Annotated in this window: 18 protein-coding genes, 1 pseudogene and 1 CRISPR repeat array; of the genes and pseudogenes, 7 read left to right on the top strand and 12 right to left on the bottom strand. The window is 44.0% G+C overall.

Features of this window, described 5'->3' with window-relative positions:
- Positions 1 to 382 precede the first annotated feature (382 nt).
- Positions 383 to 2,405: direct repeats of the CRISPR family, unit length 37 nt; unit sequence CTTTCAATTAACAGAATCCCGGCAACGGGATTGAAAC.
- 32 nt (positions 2,406 to 2,437) lie between these two features.
- On the bottom strand, positions 2,438 to 3,361 hold the full coding sequence (locus tag H6G03_RS07845) for a nucleoside hydrolase (RefSeq protein ID WP_190463756.1): 924 nt from the start codon (positions 3,359 to 3,361) through the stop codon (positions 2,438 to 2,440).
- Between the two features lie 212 nt (positions 3,362 to 3,573).
- On the opposite strand from H6G03_RS07845, the gene H6G03_RS07840 reads away from it, so the two are divergent.
- Complete coding sequence (locus H6G03_RS07840) at positions 3,574 to 4,332, top strand: hypothetical protein (protein WP_190463755.1); 759 nt, start codon at positions 3,574 to 3,576, stop codon at positions 4,330 to 4,332.
- A gap of 530 nt (positions 4,333 to 4,862) precedes the next feature.
- Complete coding sequence (locus H6G03_RS07835; protein WP_190463754.1) at positions 4,863 to 5,072, top strand: hypothetical protein; 210 nt, start codon at positions 4,863 to 4,865, stop codon at positions 5,070 to 5,072.
- A gap of 190 nt (positions 5,073 to 5,262) precedes the next feature.
- On the opposite strand, the gene H6G03_RS07830 is transcribed toward H6G03_RS07835, so the two are convergent.
- The 7 genes and pseudogenes from H6G03_RS07830 to H6G03_RS07800 form a co-directional block, all read right to left on the bottom strand.
- Positions 5,263 to 6,012: a Uma2 family endonuclease gene (locus H6G03_RS07830; protein WP_190463753.1), complete on the bottom strand. Its 750-nt coding sequence runs from the start codon at positions 6,010 to 6,012 to the stop codon at positions 5,263 to 5,265.
- A gap of 331 nt (positions 6,013 to 6,343) precedes the next feature.
- On the bottom strand, positions 6,344 to 8,977 hold the full coding sequence (locus tag H6G03_RS07825; protein WP_190463752.1) for a U32 family peptidase: 2,634 nt from the start codon (positions 8,975 to 8,977) through the stop codon (positions 6,344 to 6,346).
- Positions 8,978 to 9,168: 191 nt separating this feature from the next.
- Positions 9,169 to 9,483, bottom strand: a pseudogene (locus tag H6G03_RS07820) (type II toxin-antitoxin system PemK/MazF family toxin).
- Complete coding sequence (locus tag H6G03_RS07815) at positions 9,477 to 9,731, bottom strand: hypothetical protein (RefSeq protein ID WP_190463751.1); 255 nt, start codon at positions 9,729 to 9,731, stop codon at positions 9,477 to 9,479. Before H6G03_RS07815 ends, H6G03_RS07820 begins: the two are co-directional and overlap by 7 nt.
- Before the next feature lie 123 nt (positions 9,732 to 9,854).
- The gene (locus tag H6G03_RS07810; RefSeq protein ID WP_190463750.1) at positions 9,855 to 10,472 is read right to left on the bottom strand and encodes a Uma2 family endonuclease; all 618 of its coding nucleotides are present in this window, start codon (positions 10,470 to 10,472) and stop codon (positions 9,855 to 9,857) included.
- 173 nt (positions 10,473 to 10,645) lie between these two features.
- A complete protein-coding gene (gene map, locus H6G03_RS07805; protein ID WP_190463749.1) occupies positions 10,646 to 11,422 on the bottom strand; it encodes a type I methionyl aminopeptidase in 777 nt (258 codons plus the stop codon).
- 47 nt (positions 11,423 to 11,469) lie between these two features.
- Entirely contained in the window at positions 11,470 to 11,709 is a 240-nt protein-coding gene (locus tag H6G03_RS07800; protein WP_199315189.1) for a helix-turn-helix domain-containing protein, read from the bottom strand.
- 418 nt (positions 11,710 to 12,127) lie between these two features.
- Here H6G03_RS07800 and H6G03_RS07795 point away from each other — a divergent pair, with 418 nt between their 5' ends.
- Positions 12,128 to 12,466 (top strand): DUF760 domain-containing protein, encoded by a 339-nt coding sequence (locus H6G03_RS07795; protein WP_190463748.1) that lies wholly within the window; start codon positions 12,128 to 12,130, stop codon positions 12,464 to 12,466.
- 66 nt (positions 12,467 to 12,532) lie between these two features.
- Here the strand turns inward: H6G03_RS07795 and H6G03_RS07790 are convergent, their stop codons facing one another.
- The 4 genes from H6G03_RS07790 to H6G03_RS07775 all read right to left on the bottom strand — a co-directional run bounded on the left by H6G03_RS07790 (position 12,533) and on the right by H6G03_RS07775 (position 19,969).
- Positions 12,533 to 12,808 carry a hypothetical protein gene (locus tag H6G03_RS07790; protein ID WP_199315188.1) on the bottom strand — a complete coding sequence of 92 codons (276 nt, stop codon included), beginning with the start codon at positions 12,806 to 12,808 and terminating at the stop codon, positions 12,533 to 12,535.
- A gap of 88 nt (positions 12,809 to 12,896) precedes the next feature.
- Positions 12,897 to 15,788, bottom strand: a complete 2,892-nt coding sequence (locus tag H6G03_RS07785; RefSeq protein WP_190463746.1) for an EAL domain-containing protein — start codon at positions 15,786 to 15,788, stop codon at positions 12,897 to 12,899.
- A gap of 364 nt (positions 15,789 to 16,152) precedes the next feature.
- Complete coding sequence (locus tag H6G03_RS07780; RefSeq protein WP_190463745.1) at positions 16,153 to 18,387, bottom strand: GumC family protein; 2,235 nt, start codon at positions 18,385 to 18,387, stop codon at positions 16,153 to 16,155.
- Between the two features lie 109 nt (positions 18,388 to 18,496).
- The gene (locus H6G03_RS07775) at positions 18,497 to 19,969 is read right to left on the bottom strand and encodes an SLBB domain-containing protein (protein ID WP_190463744.1); all 1,473 of its coding nucleotides are present in this window, start codon (positions 19,967 to 19,969) and stop codon (positions 18,497 to 18,499) included.
- 224 nt (positions 19,970 to 20,193) lie between these two features.
- On the opposite strand from H6G03_RS07775, the gene H6G03_RS07770 reads away from it, so the two are divergent.
- The 4 genes from H6G03_RS07770 to H6G03_RS07755 all read left to right on the top strand — a co-directional run bounded on the left by H6G03_RS07770 (position 20,194) and on the right by H6G03_RS07755 (position 24,318).
- Positions 20,194 to 21,063: a glycosyltransferase gene (locus H6G03_RS07770; RefSeq protein ID WP_190463743.1), complete on the top strand. Its 870-nt coding sequence runs from the start codon at positions 20,194 to 20,196 to the stop codon at positions 21,061 to 21,063.
- Between the two features lie 452 nt (positions 21,064 to 21,515).
- Positions 21,516 to 22,412 carry a glycosyltransferase family 4 protein gene (locus H6G03_RS07765; RefSeq protein WP_199315187.1) on the top strand — a complete coding sequence of 299 codons (897 nt, stop codon included), beginning with the start codon at positions 21,516 to 21,518 and terminating at the stop codon, positions 22,410 to 22,412.
- A complete protein-coding gene (locus H6G03_RS07760) occupies positions 22,393 to 23,154 on the top strand; it encodes a WecB/TagA/CpsF family glycosyltransferase (RefSeq protein ID WP_190463742.1) in 762 nt (253 codons plus the stop codon). Before H6G03_RS07765 ends, H6G03_RS07760 begins: the two co-directional genes overlap by 20 nt.
- A gap of 9 nt (positions 23,155 to 23,163) precedes the next feature.
- On the top strand, positions 23,164 to 24,318 hold the full coding sequence (locus tag H6G03_RS07755) for a glycosyltransferase family 61 protein (protein ID WP_190463741.1): 1,155 nt from the start codon (positions 23,164 to 23,166) through the stop codon (positions 24,316 to 24,318).
- Position 24,319 lies beyond the last annotated feature (1 nt).

Below are 24,319 nucleotides of genomic sequence, written 5' to 3'. Positions count from 1 at the left end.
GGAGAGCGGGAGAGTGGGAGAGCGGGGGAGCGGGAGAGCGGGAGAGTGGGGGAGTGGGGAAAAAAGAATGAAACTGGTGGGTTATTTCTGTTGTGCTGTACTAGCCGAACGCCCATCCATCAAATTTTGCATACCATAGAGCGAAACGCTTGACAAGAAAATGCCATTCGTTTACTATAGTTTTCGTGAACCGAAGCGGGAGCCAAAACCTGGGGGGGTTCACGAAAAACGCCAGAACCTTGACAATTAAATACTTTCAGCGTTTGGCCAAGTGCAATTGTTGCGAATAAGTTTCAACAACGAAGGCTGAAATGAGGTTAAAAATGAGGTTCACGAAAAGTGCCTTCAGAATGGCCTCTCTGTCTTGGTTTTCGAGGGCAGTCTTTCAATTAACAGAATCCCGGCAACGGGATTGAAACATGCCAATGCAAATAAACCCGCGATCGCTGTAATATTTCACTTTCAATTAACAGAATCCCGGCAACGGGATTGAAACCCCTAAGCACTTCTTCGGCAACGCGCAGCCCGTCGCCTTTCAATTAACAGAATCCCGGCAACGGGATTGAAACTCTTCCTTGCTCCAAGCCAAGGACTTCATCGATCCGTGCCTTTCAATTAACAGAATCCCGGCAACGGGATTGAAACTCAACAATATCTCGCGATACCATCATAGCTGTCTGCACTTTCAATTAACAGAATCCCGGCAACGGGATTGAAACTTCCAATTACAGCAGGGATAACTTTCCCCAATCCCTTTCAATTAACAGAATCCCGGCAACGGGATTGAAACATTTGATTTAATCTCCAATTGCTCAATCAAATCCTTTCAATTAACAGAATCCCGGCAACGGGATTGAAACCCTGGTAGCGCCGGTTGCATTGTATTAAAAAACAAACTTTCAATTAACAGAATCCCGGCAACGGGATTGAAACGCGGAAAATCGCTCTCTTTCTTTGGCTAATGCTTCATCCTTCTTTCAATTAACAGAATCCCGGCAACGGGATTGAAACTTATCGCCCTTAATTTCACAATCATCAGATTCTTAATCTTTCAATTAACAGAATCCCGGCAACGGGATTGAAACGATTTATTCAGATAATAAACTTTTTCGCCTGGGGTGCTTTCAATTAACAGAATCCCGGCAACGGGATTGAAACACTAGACAAGGCTGGCGGGCAAGGCAAGCTGGCGCAACTTTCAATTAACAGAATCCCGGCAACGGGATTGAAACCTGCCAATCAGCCAAACAACATAGGCGATTTAAAAGATTTGCTTTCAATTAACAGAATCCCGGCAACGGGATTGAAACGTGTGATAGTAGCAGTATCCTCATCTCTGAGCCACTTTCAATTAACAGAATCCCGGCAACGGGATTGAAACGGATTCGCGATTCGCTGCGATCACGCCAAAAAACTCTTTCAATTAACAGAATCCCGGCAACGGGATTGAAACTGACAACCACAAAACTTTGCTTGGGAGAGCTTTATCCTTTCAATTAACAGAATCCCGGCAACGGGATTGAAACCCTTTCCAGAGGAAAAGCTTCCAGGAACAAAGCCAACTTTCAATTAACAGAATCCCGGCAACGGGATTGAAACCAGCCCAGTTGTATTTGGGGCGGGGTTGGCAGGGCGAGCTTTCAATTAACAGAATCCCGGCAACGGGATTGAAACAATCCAGATAAGCCCAGTTATTGGGGTTCTGAGTGGCTTTCAATTAACAGAATCCCGGCAACGGGATTGAAACATTTCCAAAGCAGATTCGAGGGGGAGGTAGGTTTGACTTTCAATTAACAGAATCCCGGCAACGGGATTGAAACAAAGGCGTAGAGTCTGCCAAATTCTATGAGATAAATCTTTCAATTAACAGAATCCCGGCAACGGGATTGAAACATTCCCATCAACTCTTCTCCAGGGAATATGAACTTCTTTCAATTAACAGAATCCCGGCAACGGGATTGAAACTGGATCGGAGGGGTCTTTAGTCGCGGCCATTAAATTCCTTTCAATTAACAGAATCCCGGCAACGGGATTGAAACATATGATTCGATTTTACATATTAAAGAGTCCATTGTCTCTTTCAATTAACAGAATCCCGGCAACGGGATTGAAACGTTTAACTAACTGATCGTAGTTGTTAACGGGGGGGATCTTTCAATTAACAGAATCCCGGCAACGGGATTGAAACCGGCCTCTTTGAATTTCCCTTATGCCACCTCGCGCTTTCAATTAACAGAATCCCGGCAACGGGATTGAAACTTTGATTTCCTCAAGCAGAGCTTCGATTCGATCGAGGCTTTCAATTAACAGAATCCCGGCAACGGGATTGAAACAACCCGCCAGCAGAAAAGATTTCCATCCTGCTAGACTTTCAATTAACAGAATCCCGGCAACGGGATTGAAACAATTAGTGATTTCTGCACCCGTCTATCGGGAATCATCGTTTCCATTGCTGCAAAATGTACTCGTAGAAGCGTTCCGTATCGACTTTTTCCATCGCCTTAATTAAGCGTCCACCCGGCTCAACTTTAGTGCGACCCTGGCTGAGTCCACTGGTGACAATAACTGTTTCCCATTCGCGCAGTTGGTAAAACTCAGGATGTGCCAAATAAGCTGTCGCCAAAACATCCCAAAAATAAAAATCCTGGGGAATAACTAGCGCGTAACATTGTCCTGCTAAATCGGAAAGCGGATAGCGACGCTGTTTGCCAATTCGTTGCACAAATGCCGATGTTACTGGCACATTGTTGGTAACATCTAAAGAGCAAAGTACGATCGGAATGTTCGTTTGCCAAACTCTCTCTACAGCTATGGGGTCCCAGTAAGCGTTCCATTCCGCCGAACCGTCTTGTCCCGCTTCCAAAGAACGCTCTACATTACCGGGAACGTTAAGTGCGCCTCCCATCCAGATAATTTGTTTAATTTTTGCTTCAATCTCTGGAGATATCTCGATCGCACTCGCTACAGTAGTCAAAGGGCCAGTTACCAGTAGCGTGACAGGTTCTGGTGCTTGTTGAAGCGATCGCACCATAAAATTTTGACCCGATTCTGACACTTTCGGCGTTTTAATTGTCTCGTTTTCGTTCAAAATTGGCAGATGGTCAACAATAAACGAATCTCGTCGATAAAGTCGCGGGAACGGATTTATCCCGCGCACTGTACTTTCCGCTACAGGTACATCATGACAACCCATCAAATCTAAAATTTTCCGCGTCGCACTCACAGCCGGTTCAATATAGCAGTCCGCAGGCGTCACAATCACCCCGATCGGTTGCACTTGGGTCATTGTCATCAGCAACATAACCGATAAATAGTCGTCAACGCCACCGTCGCAATCCATGAGTACGAGTTGTTTCGACATATGTAAGCTAGGGACTAGGGAGTAGGGGCTAGGGTAAGAAAGGTTTATTATCAAGGGTTTCAGGAATTAAGAATGCCTTAATCGCCGATTCGGTTGCTATAAAAACTATAGCGATCGATAGTTAGCAAAGATAACAGGATAATTATCCGTGAGGTTGTTCGTTTGCGATCGACCTTCTGGCTTTTTTTCCTCCAGTTCTTTATCGGGTCGTTATGAACTATCGCTACTGGGTATTGCGGATAATAGAGGTAATAGTTTATACTGCGTTTTGTGCGATCGCTCCCGAAGTAGCTGATTTATTTCCAGGTTCATCTAAGCTGGATGCAAACATTTCCCAAAACGCGATCGATTTTCCCCTCAGTATTCGCGAATTATTCGGTAGCAAAACAGCACCGGGAGCGATCGCAGTCGGCGTCGCCGAAGGCAACTTGACCCCTAGAGGATCGCCCACTTCTATTTATTTGGGACATACCGACCCTGGCAACTTTGCGACCAACAGGGGATTTTGCAGTTGGAACAAAGCCGAAGCGATATCTGTAGAAGAAGCAGATAGCTTTTGTTTGCAAGCATTGCAGTCGCAATCTGTGGCGATCGAAAATCAGCTACTGGCGCTGGGACTGCACCCGAAGATTAACAAAAGAGCGATCGTCATGGGCACAGATTTGTGGAATCAATCCAATTCCGCTGGCCCTCAATTTCCCTTCAAATTTTCTTTAGCCCTGGAAAAAGGACTGACCGGAAGACAAGCGTATATCTGGGCACGAGTAGAATCATTTCGCAACGCTCAACAACAATTGGACGCCAGCGGGTTGTTTGGCATTTGCCAGCGAGAACCTTATTATCGCCAGCAACTTACGGAACTGCAACTAGACTCAGAAGAATGGCGCTGGAATTGTATAAAATTAGACCAATTGCGACGAGTAATCACAATAGAGAATGTTTTGAAATTACACCTAACTCAAAGAAAGTAATGAAATCAAATATAGGATAAGAATCATCACAAAACGCGCCCCTAAAATTGACCTGTAGCTTACCCACTAGCAAGCCGCTGTCAATACATATGTTTATGCCAAAGTAAGTGACACTTACATCTGTGTAAACCAGTGTTTATTTATTTTTGTATCTGGTTAAAAAATTTTCAAACTCACTTTGCAGATAAACATTTATGTTAATCTAAGCAAGGATTCAACTTGCCAAGGTGGGAACGTGTGAAAGTAGAATAAAAGTATCTCCACTAAATACTGTAAGGACGGAGTTACACCACCATTACCAAACCGTTATCTCACCGCATCCCACAACTGCATAACCGATTGTCACCGAACGAGAGCAACTTCTTACTGTTGGTAGATTCCTGCCAGCAAGCCAAATTCCGAAAATGGTTATGTTTTCTGAAAACGGTGTCAATCCGGTGATGTAAACTTAGCTTTAGGGCTGGGAGCGGTTAATAAAAACTCGACAGTAAAGCCTCCATCAGAAAAGAATATTAACAAAGGAAGCAAATATGTCTTTGCAAAAGTACGATTCCACACTTCCTCGCAGCATTGCAGATTTGGTTCACAGACACGGATTTAAAAGCGTGGTCAGAGAATTAGCAGCTTATTGTGAAGTGGAGTGGGTGCAAGCTGAAATCAGAAGCGAACCTGCTGACCACTGGCGCAATGTTGGTGTTACTTTAGTAAAAGTAGCTGAAAATTTGCCGTTGCAAGAATAGCTTGAGCGTATCGATCGCAGTTTGCCAAATTCGAGAACCCAGACATCAGGGTGATTTGTGATTACCTGTGCCATTGGTTACAGATCGAATTCGCCAAAACAAAAAAGTTATTAAAATAAAGGTAAGTCTATTTGAATCGAAAAAATAAGTGCGATCGCACTTCCTGTAAATGCGATCGCACTTGACCCACCTATACCTCCGGCTCAATCCCCGCAGCTCTTAGCTGAGCTGCCAATCGATCGGCCCGTTGGCGTTCCTGTTCGGCTCGTTGGCGCTCCTGCTCAGTCCGTTGACGTTCTTGTTCGGCTAACTCGAAACCCCATAACAAAAGATCTCCCTGTTCATCCCACCAGCGTAACCAAAAACCTGTCCGGTTTTCTCGGCTTCCTTGCCATATCCCCAGAAACAACCCCATCTCCGCAATCCAATAACGATTATTTACATCCGCTTGGCGTACCTGATACTGTCCGGAACTATCCAGTTGATAAACTTCCAAAACCCCAGTTTCCGGAGCGAAAATAGCATAGTTAGGAACGCACAAAACTTGCTCGTAAAAAAACCACTTACCAGGTGGATAAGTTGGCTTCGTAGAATACTCGCTACCCTCAGTATCCGAAATAAACTCCATCACTATGACGGGAATCTCTCCTTGAAGTTGGGGAGTATAGCTGCGCCTAACTTCAGCTCGCGAAACGCCGATCGTGGGAACATAACCCCAATCTGGGGCTTTTACCACAATTTTGTCATTGACTGTCGCACAAATTCCGTAATTTGTGAAAGTTAAGGCATTGGCAGATAGCCTACCGGCAAGTTGCAAGCTTTCTGTCAATGCAGCAGCAAGAGGTGGTTGATTGATATTATCCACAGGTTCATCATCTAATACGAAATCATCGGGGAGTTTTTCCCAGGTTATTTGATAAGGAGCGGTACGAGTTAACATGGTTTGTCTTCCTGCTCATTCTGCTATAGCAGACGGTTCAATTGTGATAAGTCAGAGTTTATTTATGGTAAGTTGTCAACATCTCAATTTTAATCTGGGACAGGCAAGATGCCTATCCCACAAGAATATTATCAAATTTGACTCTCAAATATAGATGCTAGAGCGCCATTCCACTAAAATGACTCGACCCCCTTTATAGTCTAGAGTGTAGGGGTGAAACATTGTGGCGATAAGTGTATTCCTGTGAGCCAAAGTTTTTCTAGCGCAATGCTTCACCCTTCTTAGGGATAAAAGGGTTTTTATCCCGAATTTAGCATTATTACTATAACACTCAAGATTTCTTTTCCAAAGGCCCACGAGTTACACCCAACTGATTTTGCAACTTTAATTCTCGCCAAAGTTGAGAACCTGTAATCTCTCCTTGTAGCAGTTGCCGATAGCGTTGAATTGTCTGAATTACCTGGTTAGGTGTTTCATTGACAAATTCAATTCGGAAGTTACTAACCCCCAATTCTATCAGACGTTGGACATATTCTGCACCAGTTTGAGCAGTGCCATTAAACACAGTATTGCGACAACCGGCATCAGCTTGCAGGATATGTTCTGTGCCGACGCGATCGCGCAATTTCACCTCATATTTTTCACAAGGACGCCCGCAATTAGTATAATCGGTTCCATCTGATAAAAACGCACAAAAAACACAATGCTCCATGTGGAACATCGGCATATGCTGATGAATAGTTACCTCAAACCAATGACGCGGACAATTAACGAGCAAATCTTCGAGTTGGCTAATATTCAAATCGTAAGATGCGGTGAGCCTTTCCAGTTTATATTGCTGTTTAAAATAGTCAGCCGTGAGAGGATTGGCAACATTGAGAGAGAAATCTCCAATACAGGGATATTCGGCAAAAAACTGGAGTTGATCGTAGTTTCGCACCAAATAACCATCCGCATCGCAGTTGCGAACTTGCTCCAAAATATAGTTTTCCCCAGGTTTAGTAATTCGCGGTGGCGCAACCCAAATCTTTGTAGGGGCGAAGCATTTGGGCGACAATTTTTCAGTTCTGTGCGAATTTCCCTCCCCAAATGCTTCGCCCGTATTTGACTTTTCAGTTAAATGCTTTCGATGAACTAACTGTACAGCTTCTCGATAAGCGCGGGGGTCTTCAAATTCACAGTAAATTGTTTGAATTCCCGCTTGAAGTGCGGCTTCCACTTGTTTGAGATTTCGCACTAAAACAATTAAAGTAGGAGAAGCTAACGGTGCTGATTCTTGGGCGGGTAGTAAATCGGAAAAAGAAACATTTGAGCGCAATTGCCAGCGTTTGGGTTGCGATCGCAATTCCTCCAACTTCGCCACAATCTCCCGCCGCATCCGGTTCAACTCGCTGACGGGCACCATTAATGCAGATTTGAGATAATTTGTCAATACCCCCAAACAAAAAGGTGTGTTACCGAGACGACCGAACTGTTCTTGCAAACGCTCTGTTGTGAGGGGTTTGGTGTGCGCTTCCACCAGAGGTATGGAGGATTCCACCTCCACGATATGACCCAGTTCATCGCGAGCGATCGCAATTAGAGGTTGACCGACTTCGCCATATATTTCCAAATCGATCGGACGCTGAAATTGGGGAGTATCGCCAGCAAAACTCTGACGCAATTGGCGATCGAGTTTTGGATCGCTAGTTTTCCAAATTTTATCGCCCACATGAATTCGTCGCCAGTTCAAATCGCCCCGCCCAAAAGTCAGCACCGCATCTTGACCGCGCAGTTCCACCCCATAAACGCGACCGCCTTCTTCCTGCGCTTCCGGACGACCGCAGTCAAAAACGACACCATCACCCGGTTCGATCGGCGCTGACAGTCGCACGGTTACCTGTTCGTTGCGGATGCGGGTAACTTCGCCCAGATAAACTCCCCGCTTTTTCCCGAAACGCGCATGAACGAGTTCTTGATTGTTAATTCCGCGAAACCATCCTGTATGGAGTCCGCGAGAAAATGCCATTTCTAAGTTGTAGCGTTCCTCATTTATAAAGGGAGTTTGAGTTCCCCCTTCCCTCGTAGGAAAGGAGGTGAGGGGGTGAGGTTTTTCTAACTCCGCCATAATGCGATCGAGTGCTTCTCGATAAACGCGAGTAACATTAGCAACATACTCCGGCGTTTTCAGACGACCTTCAATTTTGAGAGAACTTACGCCTGTCTTTACCAACTCTGGCAAAACTTCTAACCCTGCTAAATCTTGCGGACTGAGAAGATATTTTCGATCTCCCAAATCTACCGTTTTCCCATCAGCAATTAACTCATAAGTCATCCGACAAGCTTGGGCGCATTCCCCTCGATTTGCCGAACGTCCCCCCAGCGCTTCACTCGTCAAACACTGACCCGAATAAGCGACACACAAAGCACCGTGAACAAACACTTCCAGAGGTAAAGATGCGTTTTTTTCCGCAATTTGCTGCTGAATTTTGTTAATTTCTTTCAGAGAGCATTCGCGAGCGAGTACCACCAACTGACAACCGAGAGATTTAGCAAATTCTACCCCCGCCGGACTGGTGACAGTCATCTGCGTAGAAGCATGAATGGGAAAATCAGGAGAAAGGTGACGAATGAGGCGACAAATTCCCACATCCTGCACAATTACCGCATCTACTCCCGCTGCAATAATTGTACGGAGATACTGTTGTGCTTCTGCTAGTTCTTTAGGAAAAATCAGCGTATTGAGAGTGACATAACCTTTCACACCTCGACGGTGCAAAAATCTCATCAATTTCGGCAAATCTGCTTCGGTAAAATTTTGCGCCCGCATCCTGGCATTAAACCGATCTAAACCGAAATAGATAGCATCTGCGCCATTTTCGATGGCAGCTTTAGCACAATCCCAATTACCCGCTGGGGCGAGTATTTCTGGACGTTTAAAGGTGGGCGATGTATGTGATGGGGTTTGTGTACGATCGGCTTTCATCGGGTTTGTGCCAGCTTAGATGGCACTATCTAACAGTTAGGAGTTCTTTGGCTATCATAGCTTTATCGGATCGGTTTGTATTGTGTAAGTTTACAAATGTAGATAGTTGATAGAAAAGATTATTCCAACAGCAGAACATATTCACCTATTTAATCTATATCCTGTGGTTCAGTTACCAGCGCTAAACCCGCTCATATTTGTCGAAATTTTTGCCTAGAAAGCGTACCAATTTTGTCATTTAAAATAGCTTTGTCTACTGTAAATACTTGAGAAATATTAACTACGCTTTATTCCGGCAAATCGGCTTCTCCTAGTTCAAGCAGCACGTTACCTATTGCTCCTGCTCTTCGCAGGTTAGTAGTTAACGCACAAACAATTACAGTTCTGATTTGAGAAGAGTTTAACACATCGTTTTGAATCACCACATAAGGACGGATATAAGCTGGTTCCGATCCCATTGGCTGTCCTAAATCAATCCAGTAAATATCTCCCTGACGAATTACCATTCCTCTTCTGCCAACTGTCGTTGGTGGCGACGCATTCCTTCTAACATAGCTTGCTCTGATAAATCCAAATCGTCAGCATACGCCTCATTAATGCTTTGTAACAGTTTTCGAGCGCGATAGCGACGCAAATAATCTTCTATCGCTAGAGCAAATAAGTCATTTTGAGAAATTTGCATTTCATTTGCTAAGGCATCTGCCTCTTTATAGAGCGAATCTTGAATTAAAATATCTGTTTTGATAGTTGCCATAAGATAAGCCTCCATTGGGCGCTAGTGCATAGGCAGTTGCTTCTTTAAGCCAAAGTATAATTCTACTGTAGTTCAGTTGCGATCGCGACAGGTAACATTACTCAAAACGATCGATCGCATTCTTCAACCCAATTCCTCAGCATCAGCAGCATCGCCCTCTGACTCAACAACTTCAAACTTTACCTTATTATACAAATCCACCAGCGCAATCTGAAAAGAAACTGAAGTCAGAGCGATCGCCTCATCTTCCTCATCATATTCATAAAACGACCATCGCTTTTTCCCTGCTTTAGAAAACTGCTCGACACGAATCTTGTTTTGGTCAATTAAAAGATATTCTTGTAATGTTTCGATTGTCCGGTAAGCCTCAAATTTCTTTTCGCGATCGTATCCCTTGGTCGATGGCGATAAAACTTCTACAATAACTTGGGGATTGACAAGAATATCTGTACGGTTGTTGAAATACTCCGGTTCACCCGCCACAATCATCACGTCTGGATATGTATACATCCGCCTTTTGGGTATCCACAGACGCATATCACTTGTGAAAGCTTCGTAATCCTGCTGTCTGAAAGCAAAGTTCAAAGCAGCGTAGAAATTACCTGATAACCGATTGTGATTTGCAGATCCACCTGCCATAGGAATGATTTCTCCATCAATATATTCGTTTTTGGAGTCAGCAGCCTCTTCTAGTTCCAGATATTCCTCTGGCGTGTAGTATCGCCGTTGTGTTATTTGCATATTTTTTTAGCGATGCGATCGCACTCAAATAATTTTACTAAATCCTTACTCAACAGTTTAGCGCGTTTAGATAGTCGCCGAGCGATGAATGGCGAGTAAATTAGTTCAAAGCGATCGCCCTTTTTAATTAAGCTAAATTAGGCGATCGCTTTCTCGATAAATTAATGTAGATTTCAGTTACTATTTTCTGGCGGTAAAGTCAGGATATCGACACCTGACTCAGTTACAACCACCGTATGCTCAAATTGGGCAGAAAGTTTTCGATCCTTCGTCACAGCAGTCCAACCATCTTTAAGGATTTCAACTTCCCACGAACCCTCATTAATCATAGGTTCGATCGTAAAAACCATACCCGGTTTCAAACGCAAACCTGTCCCCCAGATACCGTAATGGAGAATCTCAGGTGCAGTATGAAAAATGCGGTGAACCCCATGTCCGGCAAAATCTCTCACCACAGAAAAACCTTGAGCTTCCGCGTATTCTTGAATAGCAGCACCGATATCGCCGACACGCGCCCCAGGTTTGACTTCTGCAATACCTCGCATCATACTCTCTTGCGTCACCTCCACCAACTTTTGCGCTTTCGGTGAAGGCGTACCGACAAAGAAAGTTTTGGAAGTATCGCCGTGATAGCCGTCAACGAGAGGCGTCACATCTATATTAATGATGTCGCCCTCTTTGAGAATTTGCTTAGCGTTAGGAATACCGTGGCATACTACTTCGTTAATGCTGGTGCAGATAGATTTAGGAAATCCCCTGTAGCCAAGGGGCGCACTTTTGGCCCCACGAGCCCTAGTCCAGCGTTCTGCCTCATCATTGATTTGTAGCGTGCTTACCCCCGGTTTTACCATCGGTTCGAGAAAATTGAGGAGTTCGGCAGCGAATTGGCCAGCCTGACGCATTTTTTCGATCTCCCGGCTGGATAAAAGCTCGATCGTCTCGCGTTTCATACTATTTTTTCCTTAATTTGAGTTTTTCCAGTAGAGTTACCTCTACATCAGCTAGCTTTATTGGAACTCGTCTCTTCACTTGGGACGTAGCGCAACAGGTCAGAAGGCTGGCAATTGAGTACCATACAAAGCTTTTCTAGCGTAGTACGGTCTAGACGGGGAGGCATCTCGTAGCTGTTTTTCAGTTTATTCACAGTGACGTGGTGAAGACCAGCCCGACGCGCCACTTCTCGGTAGTCCATTTCTCGGTCTGCCATGACAGCAGCCAAGCGCCATTTGATGACCATTGGGTTGTGTGCGTATCTTAGTTGAAATTAATTAAGATTTAGCTTAACATGAAATTTGTTAGTCAAAACTGCTAACAAAGTAATTATATCCCCAAAAATAACACGCGATCGCACTTCCCAATCGTGCGATCGCATCGTGTCGTCGTTTCTAACTTATCTCTAGGTAGAAGCAAAAACTCGATCGACTTCTCCTTGATTTCATAATCTCCCCAATGCAAAATTCAGTCATTGGGGAAAACCCTACTCGATCGGTGATACATTCCCCCCTTGTGTGAAAAACTACGATGAAAGTGGCAGATTAACGAAAGTAGGAAAATCCGTACCTACCGTTCGGTTGGCCTCAGCGAACACCATCTCTTGCCTCTGTTACATTAGTTTGTAGAAAGCTAAAAAACTCTACAAATTGGCTGTTAATACTATGAATAATCTCTCAAACCGATCTTCAGAATTCTTTGGCAACCAAAGTGAAGGCAGCAACTTGCTGTGGCAATACGTCCAATCTCTCAATCCAGAGACGATCGCCCACCTCTCCAAACCCTCTCCGGAAGCAGTTCAGGTAATAGAACGCAACCTTGTCGGAATGTTAGGAGGTTTACCTCACGAACACTTCGACGTAACAATTACCACAACGCGGGAAAATCTCGGTCGGCTTTTGGCTTCTGCAATGATGAGCGGCTACTTTCTGCATAATGCCGAACAACGTATGGGATTTGAAAAATATTTGCAAGCAGTAGAAAGCAACGAGAACGGAAACTAACATTTCAGACGTTGGGGTCATTCAGTCAAAACAGAGCAACAAAAACTACCAAAGCGAGTAGGTAGATCAACAATATCTTCTGTCTTCAAACCACTCCTCGCAAGTAACTTGCTGAACGCCTTTCAACCCCAAGCTTTCTAAATGGGATATCCATTCATCGGCAGAGTCTTCTATACTAAGAGCGCCCAGCACCCTTGCCACATCAGCGACCTCTGGAAGGGTTAATAGTTTATATCCTTGCCAATCCGCCTCTAGACGCAGCCAATCCGGTACAGTGCGCTCATCAAAGTGAATAGAGCTTTGGTAATCTGCCCTGAAACAGTACATTTGACACTTGGACATGGTTCGCCAGTTTTTCAACATCGGCTACTAATGTTAGCGTAGCGTGTTTGCTGTGGCAATGTAGAGACATTGCACATCCCATCATCCATTAATTAGTGCAGCAGGAAACACCTGCAAGACAAGAAAGCTTAACTAAATCCTTCTTTCTAGCTTGCCCCATTAACTTAGTGGCATCTGAAGCTGGTAAGGGACGACTGAAAAAGTATCCCTGCATATGTTGGCATTCAAGAGTGTGTAAAAGCTCTTTCAATTGTTCTGTTTCGACTCCTTCTGCTACTACTTTGAGATTGAGCCCTTGCCCCAAAGCAATAATCGCCGTAATGATAGCGACATCATTGGGGTTTGTGATTAAATCCCTTACAAAAGATTGGTCAATTTTTAACGTGTGAAATGGGAATTTTTTGAGATAGCCCAAGGAAGAGTATCCCGTCCCAAAATCATCCATTGCTATCCCCACTCCCATCCGCTCGAATTCCATCAAAATTGAACGGGTTAACTCGGCATTCTGCATAGCAATACTTTCAGTAATTTCTAATTCCAAAAACTGCGGATTTAAACCTGTATCGGACAAAATCTGCGCTACCATTTCTACCAAATTTGGTTGCTGAAATTGTCGGGCTGAAAGGTTGACTCCTATGCGTATAGGCGGTAAACCAGCATCTTGCCAAGCTTTATTTTGCCTACAGGCAGTTCTTAAAACCCATTCGCCAATAGGTACGATTAGCCCAGTTTCCTCTGCGAGGGGAATAAATGTGGCAGGGGAGATAAACCCAAGAGTAGGGTGTTGCCAGCGGATCAGGGCTTCCATTTGGATGATTTCCCCTGCGATCGTATTAACTTGAGGTTGGTAGTAGACGACAAATTCTCCCCGTTCTAAGGCGCGGTGCAGACTGTTTTCGATAATTAACAATTCAGAAGTTCTGGAATTGATTGCCGGAGTATATATGCAGTATGTATTGCGCCCTTGCTCTTTCGCACGACATAGTGCCACATCTGCATTTTTGATCAGTGTTTCCGCATCTTCACCGTCATTAGGATAAAAGGCTATGCCGATACTGCTGCTTATGTGCAATTGATGACCGTTGATATAAAAGGTTGGTTTTAAGGCTGCCAAAATTCTTTGGGCGATTTTCACAGCATCTTCTACATATCTGATTTGGGGTAATAGCAGGGTAAATTCATCACCTTCCCAACGGGCAATGGTATCGCATTGTCGCAGACAGCCGCTTAGCCTATGTGCCACTTCTTGTAACAAGCGATCGCCCATCGCATGACCCAAGGTATCGTTGATAGCCTTAAAGCGATCTAAATCTAGAAACATCACAGCCAACATATCTCCCGTCCGATGGGAAGCTGCTAAGCATACCGAAAGGCGATCGTTGAATAGCATCCGATTGGGTAACGCTGTCAGGAGATCGTGGGTGGCTTGATAGCGAATTTTTTCTTCTGCCTCTCGGTGAAGAGTAACATCGCGGAAGCTAAATACTCTGCCTACTATCTTTTTGCCTACAATCTGCGGCTGCGAATAGCGCTCAAAAATTCGACCATCTTTAAATTTTATGAAGTCCCTAGATTCTGCTGTCGATTGCGCGAACAATTCTCTAATTTTTTCAACAAAATTTTCGGTTTCTGCTAGTTGATTTGTCATATAAGCTAGCAGTTGCTCGTCGAGAAAAGAGCCGATCGCAGATGTGGGTATTTGCCACATTTCGATAAACTTCTGATTATAAATGATTATTTTTCCCTGTTCATCTACTGCGATAATAGCATCCGCAGTAGATTCGAGTGTGGCGCAAAGTAGAGATAGGGATTTTTCTAATTCCTGTTCGGTTCGCTGGTGTTCCGCAATCTCCCTTTGCAGTCGATCGTTCGCACTTTTTAAGGAGGCTGTGTGCTGCAAAACTTCAATTTCTAATTCTGCTTTTGTTTTTTTTAGATCTGACTGGGCTATTGCACCCTCTAGCGCGTGGGAAATTGCCGTCGCTACTGCACGCAAAAAGTTTACTTCGGAGGAATTCCATGCGCGTGCTTCGACACAGTTAGCACAAACGATAAATCCAAACAAATTACTATTGACTACAATTGGCAAAACGAGTAAAGAAAGTATGTTTCGATCTTCTAGAAACAGACGTTCTGAATCTGGAAATTCTGTGATTGTACCTGCAATAATTTCGCCCTCTGCTAACAAATGCGCCCATCGAAGAAAAAAGTCTTCATCAGAAAGGTTTTGAAGTATAGGACGATCGATTTTTAGCTCCACACTGGGGTAGCACCACTCAGCACACTGGCGCATCCCCAGACAGCCCTTGACATTGCGATCGTTCTCGAATAAGTAAATGTGGCTTGCACCGGAAGCTTGTCCCAAGAGTTCTAAAATTTGTACATAAAAGTTAATGTTGTCGTCAAAAGCCGATAATCTGCGTTCTACTTCTAGCAAAGCCGCGAGGTAGCGATCGCGCTTTGCCACGGCTTCTCTACCAGTATGGAATAGCAGCCACAGACCGACCGCAGACGCTAGACAAGCGATTGCGGATAATGCCACGAATTTTGGATCGAAGCGTCCAACTGCATCGATTTGCTTTACAGCCATACACCCATAACATATGGTAGCAATCGCTACACTCATCCCAATGAAGCCAAAACATAGCTTGTCCGAACTTTTCTCGTTGAAGCTGGTCACTCTTAACGCAGATACTGATGCCACAATTACTACTACCATCAAGACAAAGATGATTTTAGGGTCGTAGGCGATCCACATTGGTAATTGGTAAGATCCCCCAGCAACGAAGTGCATAGACCAAATGCCGATTAAAAGAGCGATCGCACCACCCAGCCACATCTGACGGGCAAGCGCTACCGCTACCGTTAGTTGAAAAGACCGTTCTAGTGCTGTATAAGAGGCAACAATTGCAATGAGAGTGGAAAGGAATACCAAGCGGATGTCATAAATGCTTAGCAGAGCTATACCTATGTTTGCCATGTTATAAGTTTTTCTATCACTATTATTTATTTTTGTTTAAGGATGCTCTTTCGTTTCATTTAGCTATAAAAAGTTTTTAATAGAAATGTAAAGTTTTTGCACAAAGGGGGATAAGCAGTGTTGATAAGCTGTAGAAAAAGGCTGAGCGAGAACTCGCTAACGACGATAAAGTCGGTAGAGCGAGCATAAACTAATCAGTCTTAGTCGTCAGATGCCGAAAAACATAATTGACTATCTCGCTCCGAGATATAACCAGCAAAATGCCCTTATGGAAAAGTGAAATAAAATAGGAGGCCCCTCTAGTTTTCTGAGAGAGGGGTTTCTGAGTGGGGGACACCGAAGCGACTTTTGTCGTGAGAAATTACTAAATTCGCTGATAAGCCTTATAGACTTTAGTTTTGTAACCTTTAACACCATTAGCGACCACACCCAAGACAGCAGCACCCGCGATATTTAATCCATCTAGGGCTTTGATAGCCATGAAGCGGTCTGTCTTTTCCAGCCCGATCACCATGACAAGCCCATCGGTATAGGCAGCTAAGAGGTTAGCGTCTGCCAAACCGACCACAGGGGGAGTATCATAAATAACCAAGTCGAAAAAGGCTTGAAATTGCTCCATTAAATGCCGCATCTTTTCAGAAGAAAGTTCTTTAATTGGGTCTGGCGGAATTGAGCCAGCAGTCAGCACAAAGAGATTTTCCTGAGAAGGCGATCGCTGGATTACCTCATTCAATCCTATATCTGAAGAAATTACTTCGCTCAGTCCTCGCACGTTCGGTAAACCCAACTTTTTGTGAATCTTGGGACGGCGCAAATCCGCGTCCACCAGCAATACCCGCTGACCGATCGCAGCTGCTGTCTGGGCCAAGTATACCGCAACCGTAGATTTACCATCTCCAGGTGTAGCAGAACCGATTATTAAAGATTGGATCGGTTTATCGGGACTCAGCAAACGAATATTGGTATACAGAGAGCGGAATGCTTCTAATAAAGGAGAAGAAATATATCCTTGGGGTTTAGCATTTTTAGAAATGACAAGATACTTACCAGCCTGTTTGCTTAAATTAGCTATGATTGGTATGCGAGCTAGTTTTCCAGAATTTTTGGAGAAGCTTTTTGCTTCTTTTGCAAAAGGAACTATTCCCAGTACTGGTAGTTTAGTTTCCTCTTCAACATCTTCCGGACTGTGGAAAACATTATTAAAAATTTCTACAACAACAGCAGAGCCAATCCCTAATACCAATCCCAAAACTGCCCCTAAAATGTAGTTTTTCTTATTTACAGGAGCCGCTTGCGGATTGCCATCTTTGTCCCGAGGTATTTCAGGAGGAGTAATTAATTCCCAAGGTAATTCTTGTTGAGCAGAATCTATCCGTAGCGCATCTAACTTAGTTAAAAGCTTGTTTAAAGCATCAGTAGCAACTTCTAATTCGCTATTTAATTCCGCATACCTACGTGCCACTGCTGGAAACTCTTTCATTTGTTTTCTTATATTATTTTCAGCTTGCATAATGATTTGGTTGCTAGCCTCTAGTTCTTGGATTTTCCCAGCGGCTTTCTCCAAAATAGTTTCCGCTTCTTTACGGGAAAGTTTAACTAAATCCTGCTGCTTTTCCCGTAGTGCGATTAAGCTTGGGTGCTTCTCACCCCATCGAGCTGACTTTTCCGCAATTTCGGTGTTGAGATCGTGAATCTGTAATAGTAATCGAGTGTAAGCGGCCTCGTCTTCACTCAGTAGCGCCTCAATATTTCCTTCATCAAACAGTTTTTTATGGGTAGTGTAGTTGACTCGTGATTGAGCTAGTTCTGCTTGAATATCTACTCGTTTTTTTTCAAGCGCAAGGGCGTGTTCGGTCAACGTTTGGCTGACTTTCCCGGGTTCGATTAAGTTTGATTGTTGCCGCAGTTTTTGCAGTTGTTCTTGCAGCATATTCACTCTCTGTTCGCGTTCTGGTAGTTGAGCTTGAATAAACTCAATACCCTGGCGTAGCTTTGTTTGACGATCTTTCAGACTGTACTTTAAATAAGCTTCTGCTAATTTATCTAATACAAATTGTACTTTTTCTGGATTTTTATCTTTGTAACTGACACTTAAGAGCCTCGTCCCTGACTTCTCTTTCATAGGCCGCTCTATTGTTAACTGTTCCATCAGTGTATCGTAATCAACGCCGCGATACTTTTCTTGAATTTTTTCTATGATTGGAACCATCAATTTTGGGCTTCGCAAAACCCGAATTTGTGTTTCGTAATCCAAAGTAAAATCTTCTATTGTTAATCTATTTTGTTCGCCTACAGTTTGCGAGAGTAATGATACTAACTTATTTTCCGAGGTCGTTACAGGCTCAACTAAAAGCACAAATCTACCTTCATAACTTTTAGGCTGATCCTTTAGTTTGTAAGCGATCGCACCAGTTACTACCAGCGCTACTGTAGCGATTAAAATAATCCTTCGTCGCCCAGCCGCAAATATTTTACTCAGATCCTTGAGCAATTTCTCTTCGTCGCTTTTTTCCGACTCGGTTTTGTATTTAGCCGGCAACGATTGCGGCAGATTGCCATTTTTTTTTGTCCAGGATTGATAGTATGGTTCGGTATCCATTTGGTTCCTATGTATTTTTTATCACTAATATTGCCAAAAAGTTTGTATTTATTTTTAATCCTCTAGCACGCGAACATATCATAGCGTAAACCTTATTGCGTTGGCTGCTTTACAATCGTCTAAAAATCTCTAAGATTGTCAGCGGAATATTGAATAATTGGTTACTCCTAGTGGCAGGGGTTAAAACAGTATCTACCGTGTCAGCGATGCGTGCTATACCAGAGCGCCTTACAACAATAACGTCGTTATTGCGAAGTTGGGGATTAGTTTGCTCGTTAATTCCTTGGGACATATCCACACGTACCGATCGTCGAGACACACTACCATTACTGTTGAGGCGAATTAGTTCAACTGTATCTCGATGAGCGCGAGCGTTGTTGAATCCTCCCGCTACCAACAAAGCCTGATTCAAGGTAGTGTTGGGGGCTACCCTTAAGCTCCCAGGTGTTTTCACTTCTCCGATCACAGTCACTTGAATATTAGCAGGAGCAAAACTAGCCGTAGCTAGTTGTTCTGCCTCTGCTGGGTTGACATCGGTAGCTGTGGGAACAACGATCGTATCTCCATCTTGCAATATCGCATTTTGTCGCAAATCTCCTGTCTGTAAGAGTTGCCAGAGGTTCAAACTGATTATTTGTTGCGTACCTGCTCTAGTAGCGCGGCGTAGCTCGATCGAGCGAATATCAGCTAAAGATGTAATTCCCCCAGCCAGCTCAATAGCCCTGATGACGGTTGGCAAGCCCAGATTTCTTGGCTCAGCAGCTGTGCCTCCTCCCACTACAACGTAGCTCCCCGGTCGAAAAACTTCCCCTACCACAGCTACAGTGCGTGCTTTTTCTGGATCTCCGATTAAACCCGCAGATGCGATCAGCCTTGTTTCTCCTACACTCAGGTTAGCCGCAGTCGGAACAAAAATCGTGTCTCCATCTCGCAAAATGGCGTCTTGACCCCGATCGCCTGCCTGTAAAAATTTCCAAAAATCGATATCGATCGTTCTTTCTCGACTAGATGTTTGCGGACGACGCAGCTGGATACGACGAATATCAGCCGTTAGGGTAAATCCCCCAGCTAGCTTGATTGCTTGGATGGCCGTGGGGTATTGCACCCCAGACTGGTATCCTTGTCCTTGCGCCAACGTAATGGAGTAGGAACCCGGGTTATTCACTTCTCCAGAAACTAAAACATTTACAGGCCGAGCAGACAAAAGCGTTACCGTCACAACGGGACGTTTCAAGTAGGGAGCGTATCGACGCTCGATCGCCCGAGATGCTTGTTCTGTCGTCAAACCCTGGATCGAGATCCCGCCAATCAATGGCAGCGTGATGAGGCCACCTAACGGGACTTGTAACTCTCCCCCGAGTTGCGGTTCCTCGAACACATCAATCCGAATCCGATCTCCTCCCCCTAATGTATAGTTTGCTTCCGCTTGTACAACGCTGGCAGTCGGTCGGGGTGAAACAGACCTTTGTCCCCTTGGCCGCTGCGCTTGGCTGGGATAGGTAACAGCGATGGTTATTGACGCTAACAGCGTCATAGCTGTAAGGGGATAAATTAGTTGTTTGTAACAAAAAATAACAAACATATCCGACCTATACACCAAATATTCTTCTTCTAAACTTAACGCAGGAGCAATGTGGTTGCTCTGGCCTGACTGGAAAACTCTTTACCTTAATGGCTAGAGTGAATGGAACGACTTCTACTACTGGAAGTCGATCTACCGAGTTAGTAGATATTTATGCTGTTGCACGGCAGGAATTCTTAAAGTATGCTGAATCAAAACTCGGTAAGTTTCTGGGGTAAGTTCGAGTGAACCACGTACCCTTAGCGATTTTGATCGCTTGTTACAACAGACGCGACCAAACTTTGAAATGTCTGCAAGCGCTTTACGAGCAAAATGTCAGTTGTGACGTATACCTCGTAGATGACGCTAGTTCTGATGGTACATCGGATGCAGTCAGGGCAAACTATCCGACTGTCAAACTGATTGCAGGCAAGGGCAACTTGTTCTGGGGTGGCGGAATGCGACTGGCATTTTCCGAAGCTCTTAAGGTTGGTTATGACTATTATCTTTGGCTCAATGACGATACCACTCTCGAAGCTGACGCGATCGGCAAACTGCTCGATACCCACAATAAACTTGCATCGCAAGGTTATCCCAATTCGATCGTCGTCGGCTCGACGCGAGATCCCGTCAGTAAAAAGCCTACTTACGGCGGTCAGGTGCGTTACAACCGTTGGCGTCGCCTCAAATTTAAATTGGTAGAAGCGGGGGAGTCACCCCAGCAATGCCAAACAATGAACGGTAACTGCGTGCTAATACCTGCTGCGGTAGCTGAAAAAGTTGGTAATATAGATGATGCTTTCCCCCACCAACTAGGAGATTACGATTACGGACTCAGGGCGCGTCAAAAGGGGTGCTTGCTGTGGATAGCCCCTGGTTACATAGGTACTTGTTCGAGAAACTCCTATGGCGGCAGTTGGAAAGATTCAAACCAACCTTTGGCTAAGCGTTTGGAAAAAGTGTTTAGTTTGAAGGGTATGGAGCCAAGGGAATGGAAAATATATACGAAGAGACATGGCGGAATGTTTTGGTATCTTTATTGGATATTTCCTTACCTACGAGTAATTATTTCGTCAGTGTTCAAACAAATGGACTATTCTTCAACAGAGCTTTAAACTGGTTTGACAACTTAAAAAAAAGCGTGGTGGGTAAAACGGAATTACCAATTATCCATTGTTCATGGAGAAGAAATAAGTTTGTTGTTTGAGGTTCGGAGTTATTGGAAAAAATAATAAACAATCAAAAATGAACAATCAACAAAAAAGATTAGGCTATATTTCAGCAGGCCCCAGAGTATCAACTCGACCAGATGCAGAAATGGCAGGGCCTCGATCGCACGTCATGGGTATCATCAAAGGATTTGAAGCCCAAGGTTGGGAAGTCAAACAATTCATTGTGGGCAATCGCTTACCTTCAACTATATCCGGCAAAGGTTCAGAAGCTCAGTTGACCCAAAGCCAGTTTAAAACATTCCTAGCCGACTTAATGAGGATCGCAATGGGAGCGATTAACGCACAACTAGCTTGGCGGGAACTCGGCGATCGCGTAGATTGGGCTTACGAACGTTTTGCCGCATTCCAATCTTTGGGGTGGATATTTCAGGAAACATGGCATTCCCTGGATACTAGAAACAAATGCACCCCTATTTTCCGAATCGAAACAGCAGCGCAAAACGATCGTACTCAGCAAAATAGCTCGATCGCTCGAACTGCGAGCTTACCGAGAGTGCAATGTTTTAGTCTGCATTAGCTATGAACTCAAACAAATTATCGTGCGCGAATTGGGCATATCACCGGAAAAAATTGTAGTAATACCCAACGGCGTAGACGTGGAATTATTCGATCCAGCCCGATATCAGCCCAAGCGTTTATTTTCAAGCTTTACCATTGGTTATGTCGGTAGCTTGTATGCTTGGCAAGGATTAAACCTTTTGCTCGAAGCGATCGCCTATCTGCGAACAGAAGGTTTAGATTTATCGCTGCTCGTCGTTGGAGATGGCCCCATGCAAAAAACTTGGCAGGAACTTGCTCACCAGCTAAATATAGCTCCCCACGTAGCATTTGTAGATCGCATACCCGCCTCGGAAGTACCAGCCTATATAGCTGGCTTTGATGTTGGATATTGCGGGCAAGTTGAGCGAGAAACGGGCAAAATATATTTCTCACCCCTGAAACTTTACGAATACATGGCAATGGGAAAACCAGTTATAGCATCTGCCTTTGAGGATACAATCAGAGTAATCCGAAATGGAGAAACTGGCTTTCTATTTCAAGCTGGAAATTTGTCTCAATTAAAACAAGCAATATCAAAAGCATATCGGGAACGAGAGCATTTGGTAGCACGAGGAAGACTGGCACGGGAAAAAATCGTCACCAATCACAGTTGGAACGCTAGAGTAGAATTGATGATTGCAGAAGTCGATCGCATATTAAAGGCAAGCAGTGATGAACAAAAAATCCTATAGCCTGGTAGGAATATGGATAAATGCACTATCTATTTCCGATTTGAATGCACTCATTGCCGAAGCAGTTAGCAGCAACCAAAGTTGGATTATTGCTAACCACAACTTCCACAGCATTCATATTTATCACCGCGACGCCAAAATGCGTGCTTTTTACGCTTTGGCAGATTACATTCATGCAGATAGTATGCCCCTTGTTTTCTTGGCAAAGCTTTTAGGTTATCCTTTCCAACGAGAACACCGCGTTACTTATGCAGATTGGACGCCTCGGTTGATCGAAGAAGCTGCGCGGCAAAATTGGCGCGTGTTTTATTTGGGATCTAAACCGGGAGTAGCTCAACGAGGAGCTAAAATCTTACAACAAAAGTTTCCCACGTTGCAAATTGCCACAGCAGACGGCTACTTTGATACCCGTCCCGATAGTCAAGAGAACAAAAATGTATTGGCAAAAATTAACAGCTTTCAGCCTCATGTTCTTATGGTAGGCATGAGTATGCCCAGGCAAGAACACTGGGTATTGGATAATATAGAGGGTTTATCTACAAATGCTATTTTGACTGCTGGCGCGGCAATCGATTATATTGCAGGAGAAGTTCCCACTCCCCCCAGGTGGGCTGGCAGATGGGGTCTGGAATGGCTATCTCGCCTGATTGCGGAGCCAAATCGACTTTGGCATCGCTATTTAGTAGAACCTTGGTTTGTCTTAGCATTGTTTATCATCGAAAGATTTAAAAAGGGGAATTAAAAAACTACTATGACTGGCATGGCATTGTCGAAATCCAAAATGATCGAATTCCGTACTCAGCTAGTTGCCATTCATCGCACATTAAGCTGGAACAAACAATGGCCTCCCCAAAGCACAATTAATTTGGAAGATTTGCCAACTGCTCGTCAAATATTTGATGCCGAAGATTTAATTGTACCGGAAGGAAAATTAATTTCCAGCAATTCAGAAACTACATTACCAGCCAGCAAGTTATATTGTCCGGCTGCTTGGGCGGCGCGTATTCCGAAAGGTGCATCTGTAGGTGGAACAGTGCTAACACCAGATAATCAGGCAGTTATTACATCTATGGAATCCTGGCAAGATCACGGCCCGCCAAATAATTGGTTACTGCCTATTTCCCGCCGAAATCATCATCTAACAGGCTCTTGTTTGGATATAGGAAAATTGATTTGGGCGACAAATTATTTCCATTTTTTAATTGATGCACTACCGCATTTAGCTATATTAGGTGAGGCGGAATGGGAGCCGGATTGGATTCTAGTTTATCAAAGACGAAGTAAATTTGTAGATGCAATTTTCCAAAAGATGGGATTAGATAAAAAAATTGTTTATACCTCTATACGAGAGCGGTATGAAGCAGATGAAATGTTGGTTTGTACGATGCCAAATCAAAGAATAGGCAAATATGAATATTGGGGAATGAATTTTCTGAGTCAAGTATTTAAGCCAGAAAAAGAAAGTAAAAAAATTAGATTATTTATCGATCGAAGCGGTACGGCAGTACGAAAATTGAGAAATCAAGCGCAAATGCTAGAGCAGCTAAGTAAATATAATTTTGTCACAGTTAGATTAGAAGAAAAAACTATTCAGGAGCAAGTAAACTTGTTCCACAATGCAGAAGTTATTATCGCCCCTCACGGAGCGGGATTATCAAATATAGCTTTCTGTCAGCCCAATACTAAAATAATTGAGTTGTTTTCTCCCGAATACGTGCAAACTATGTATCGAAAAATGGCCGCTAGATTGCAACTGCCTTGGTTGGGTGTTTTGGGCAAAGGCGAAATGTTGTATCCCGATTCGGTAAAGCGGAATATACTATACCGAGATCCATCATTAAATAAAGATATTATATTAGAGCCGGAGCTAATAGACAGAGCGCTGGCTTGGGCTTTTGAAAAATGAT

Origin of the sequence: Aerosakkonema funiforme FACHB-1375, assembly GCF_014696265.1 — a bacterium.
GTDB classification, from domain to species: domain Bacteria; phylum Cyanobacteriota; class Cyanobacteriia; order Cyanobacteriales; family Aerosakkonemataceae; genus Aerosakkonema; species Aerosakkonema funiforme_A.
The sequence above is the reverse complement of the archived record's forward strand: the minus strand, read 5'-3'. Positions and strand labels throughout refer to the sequence as shown.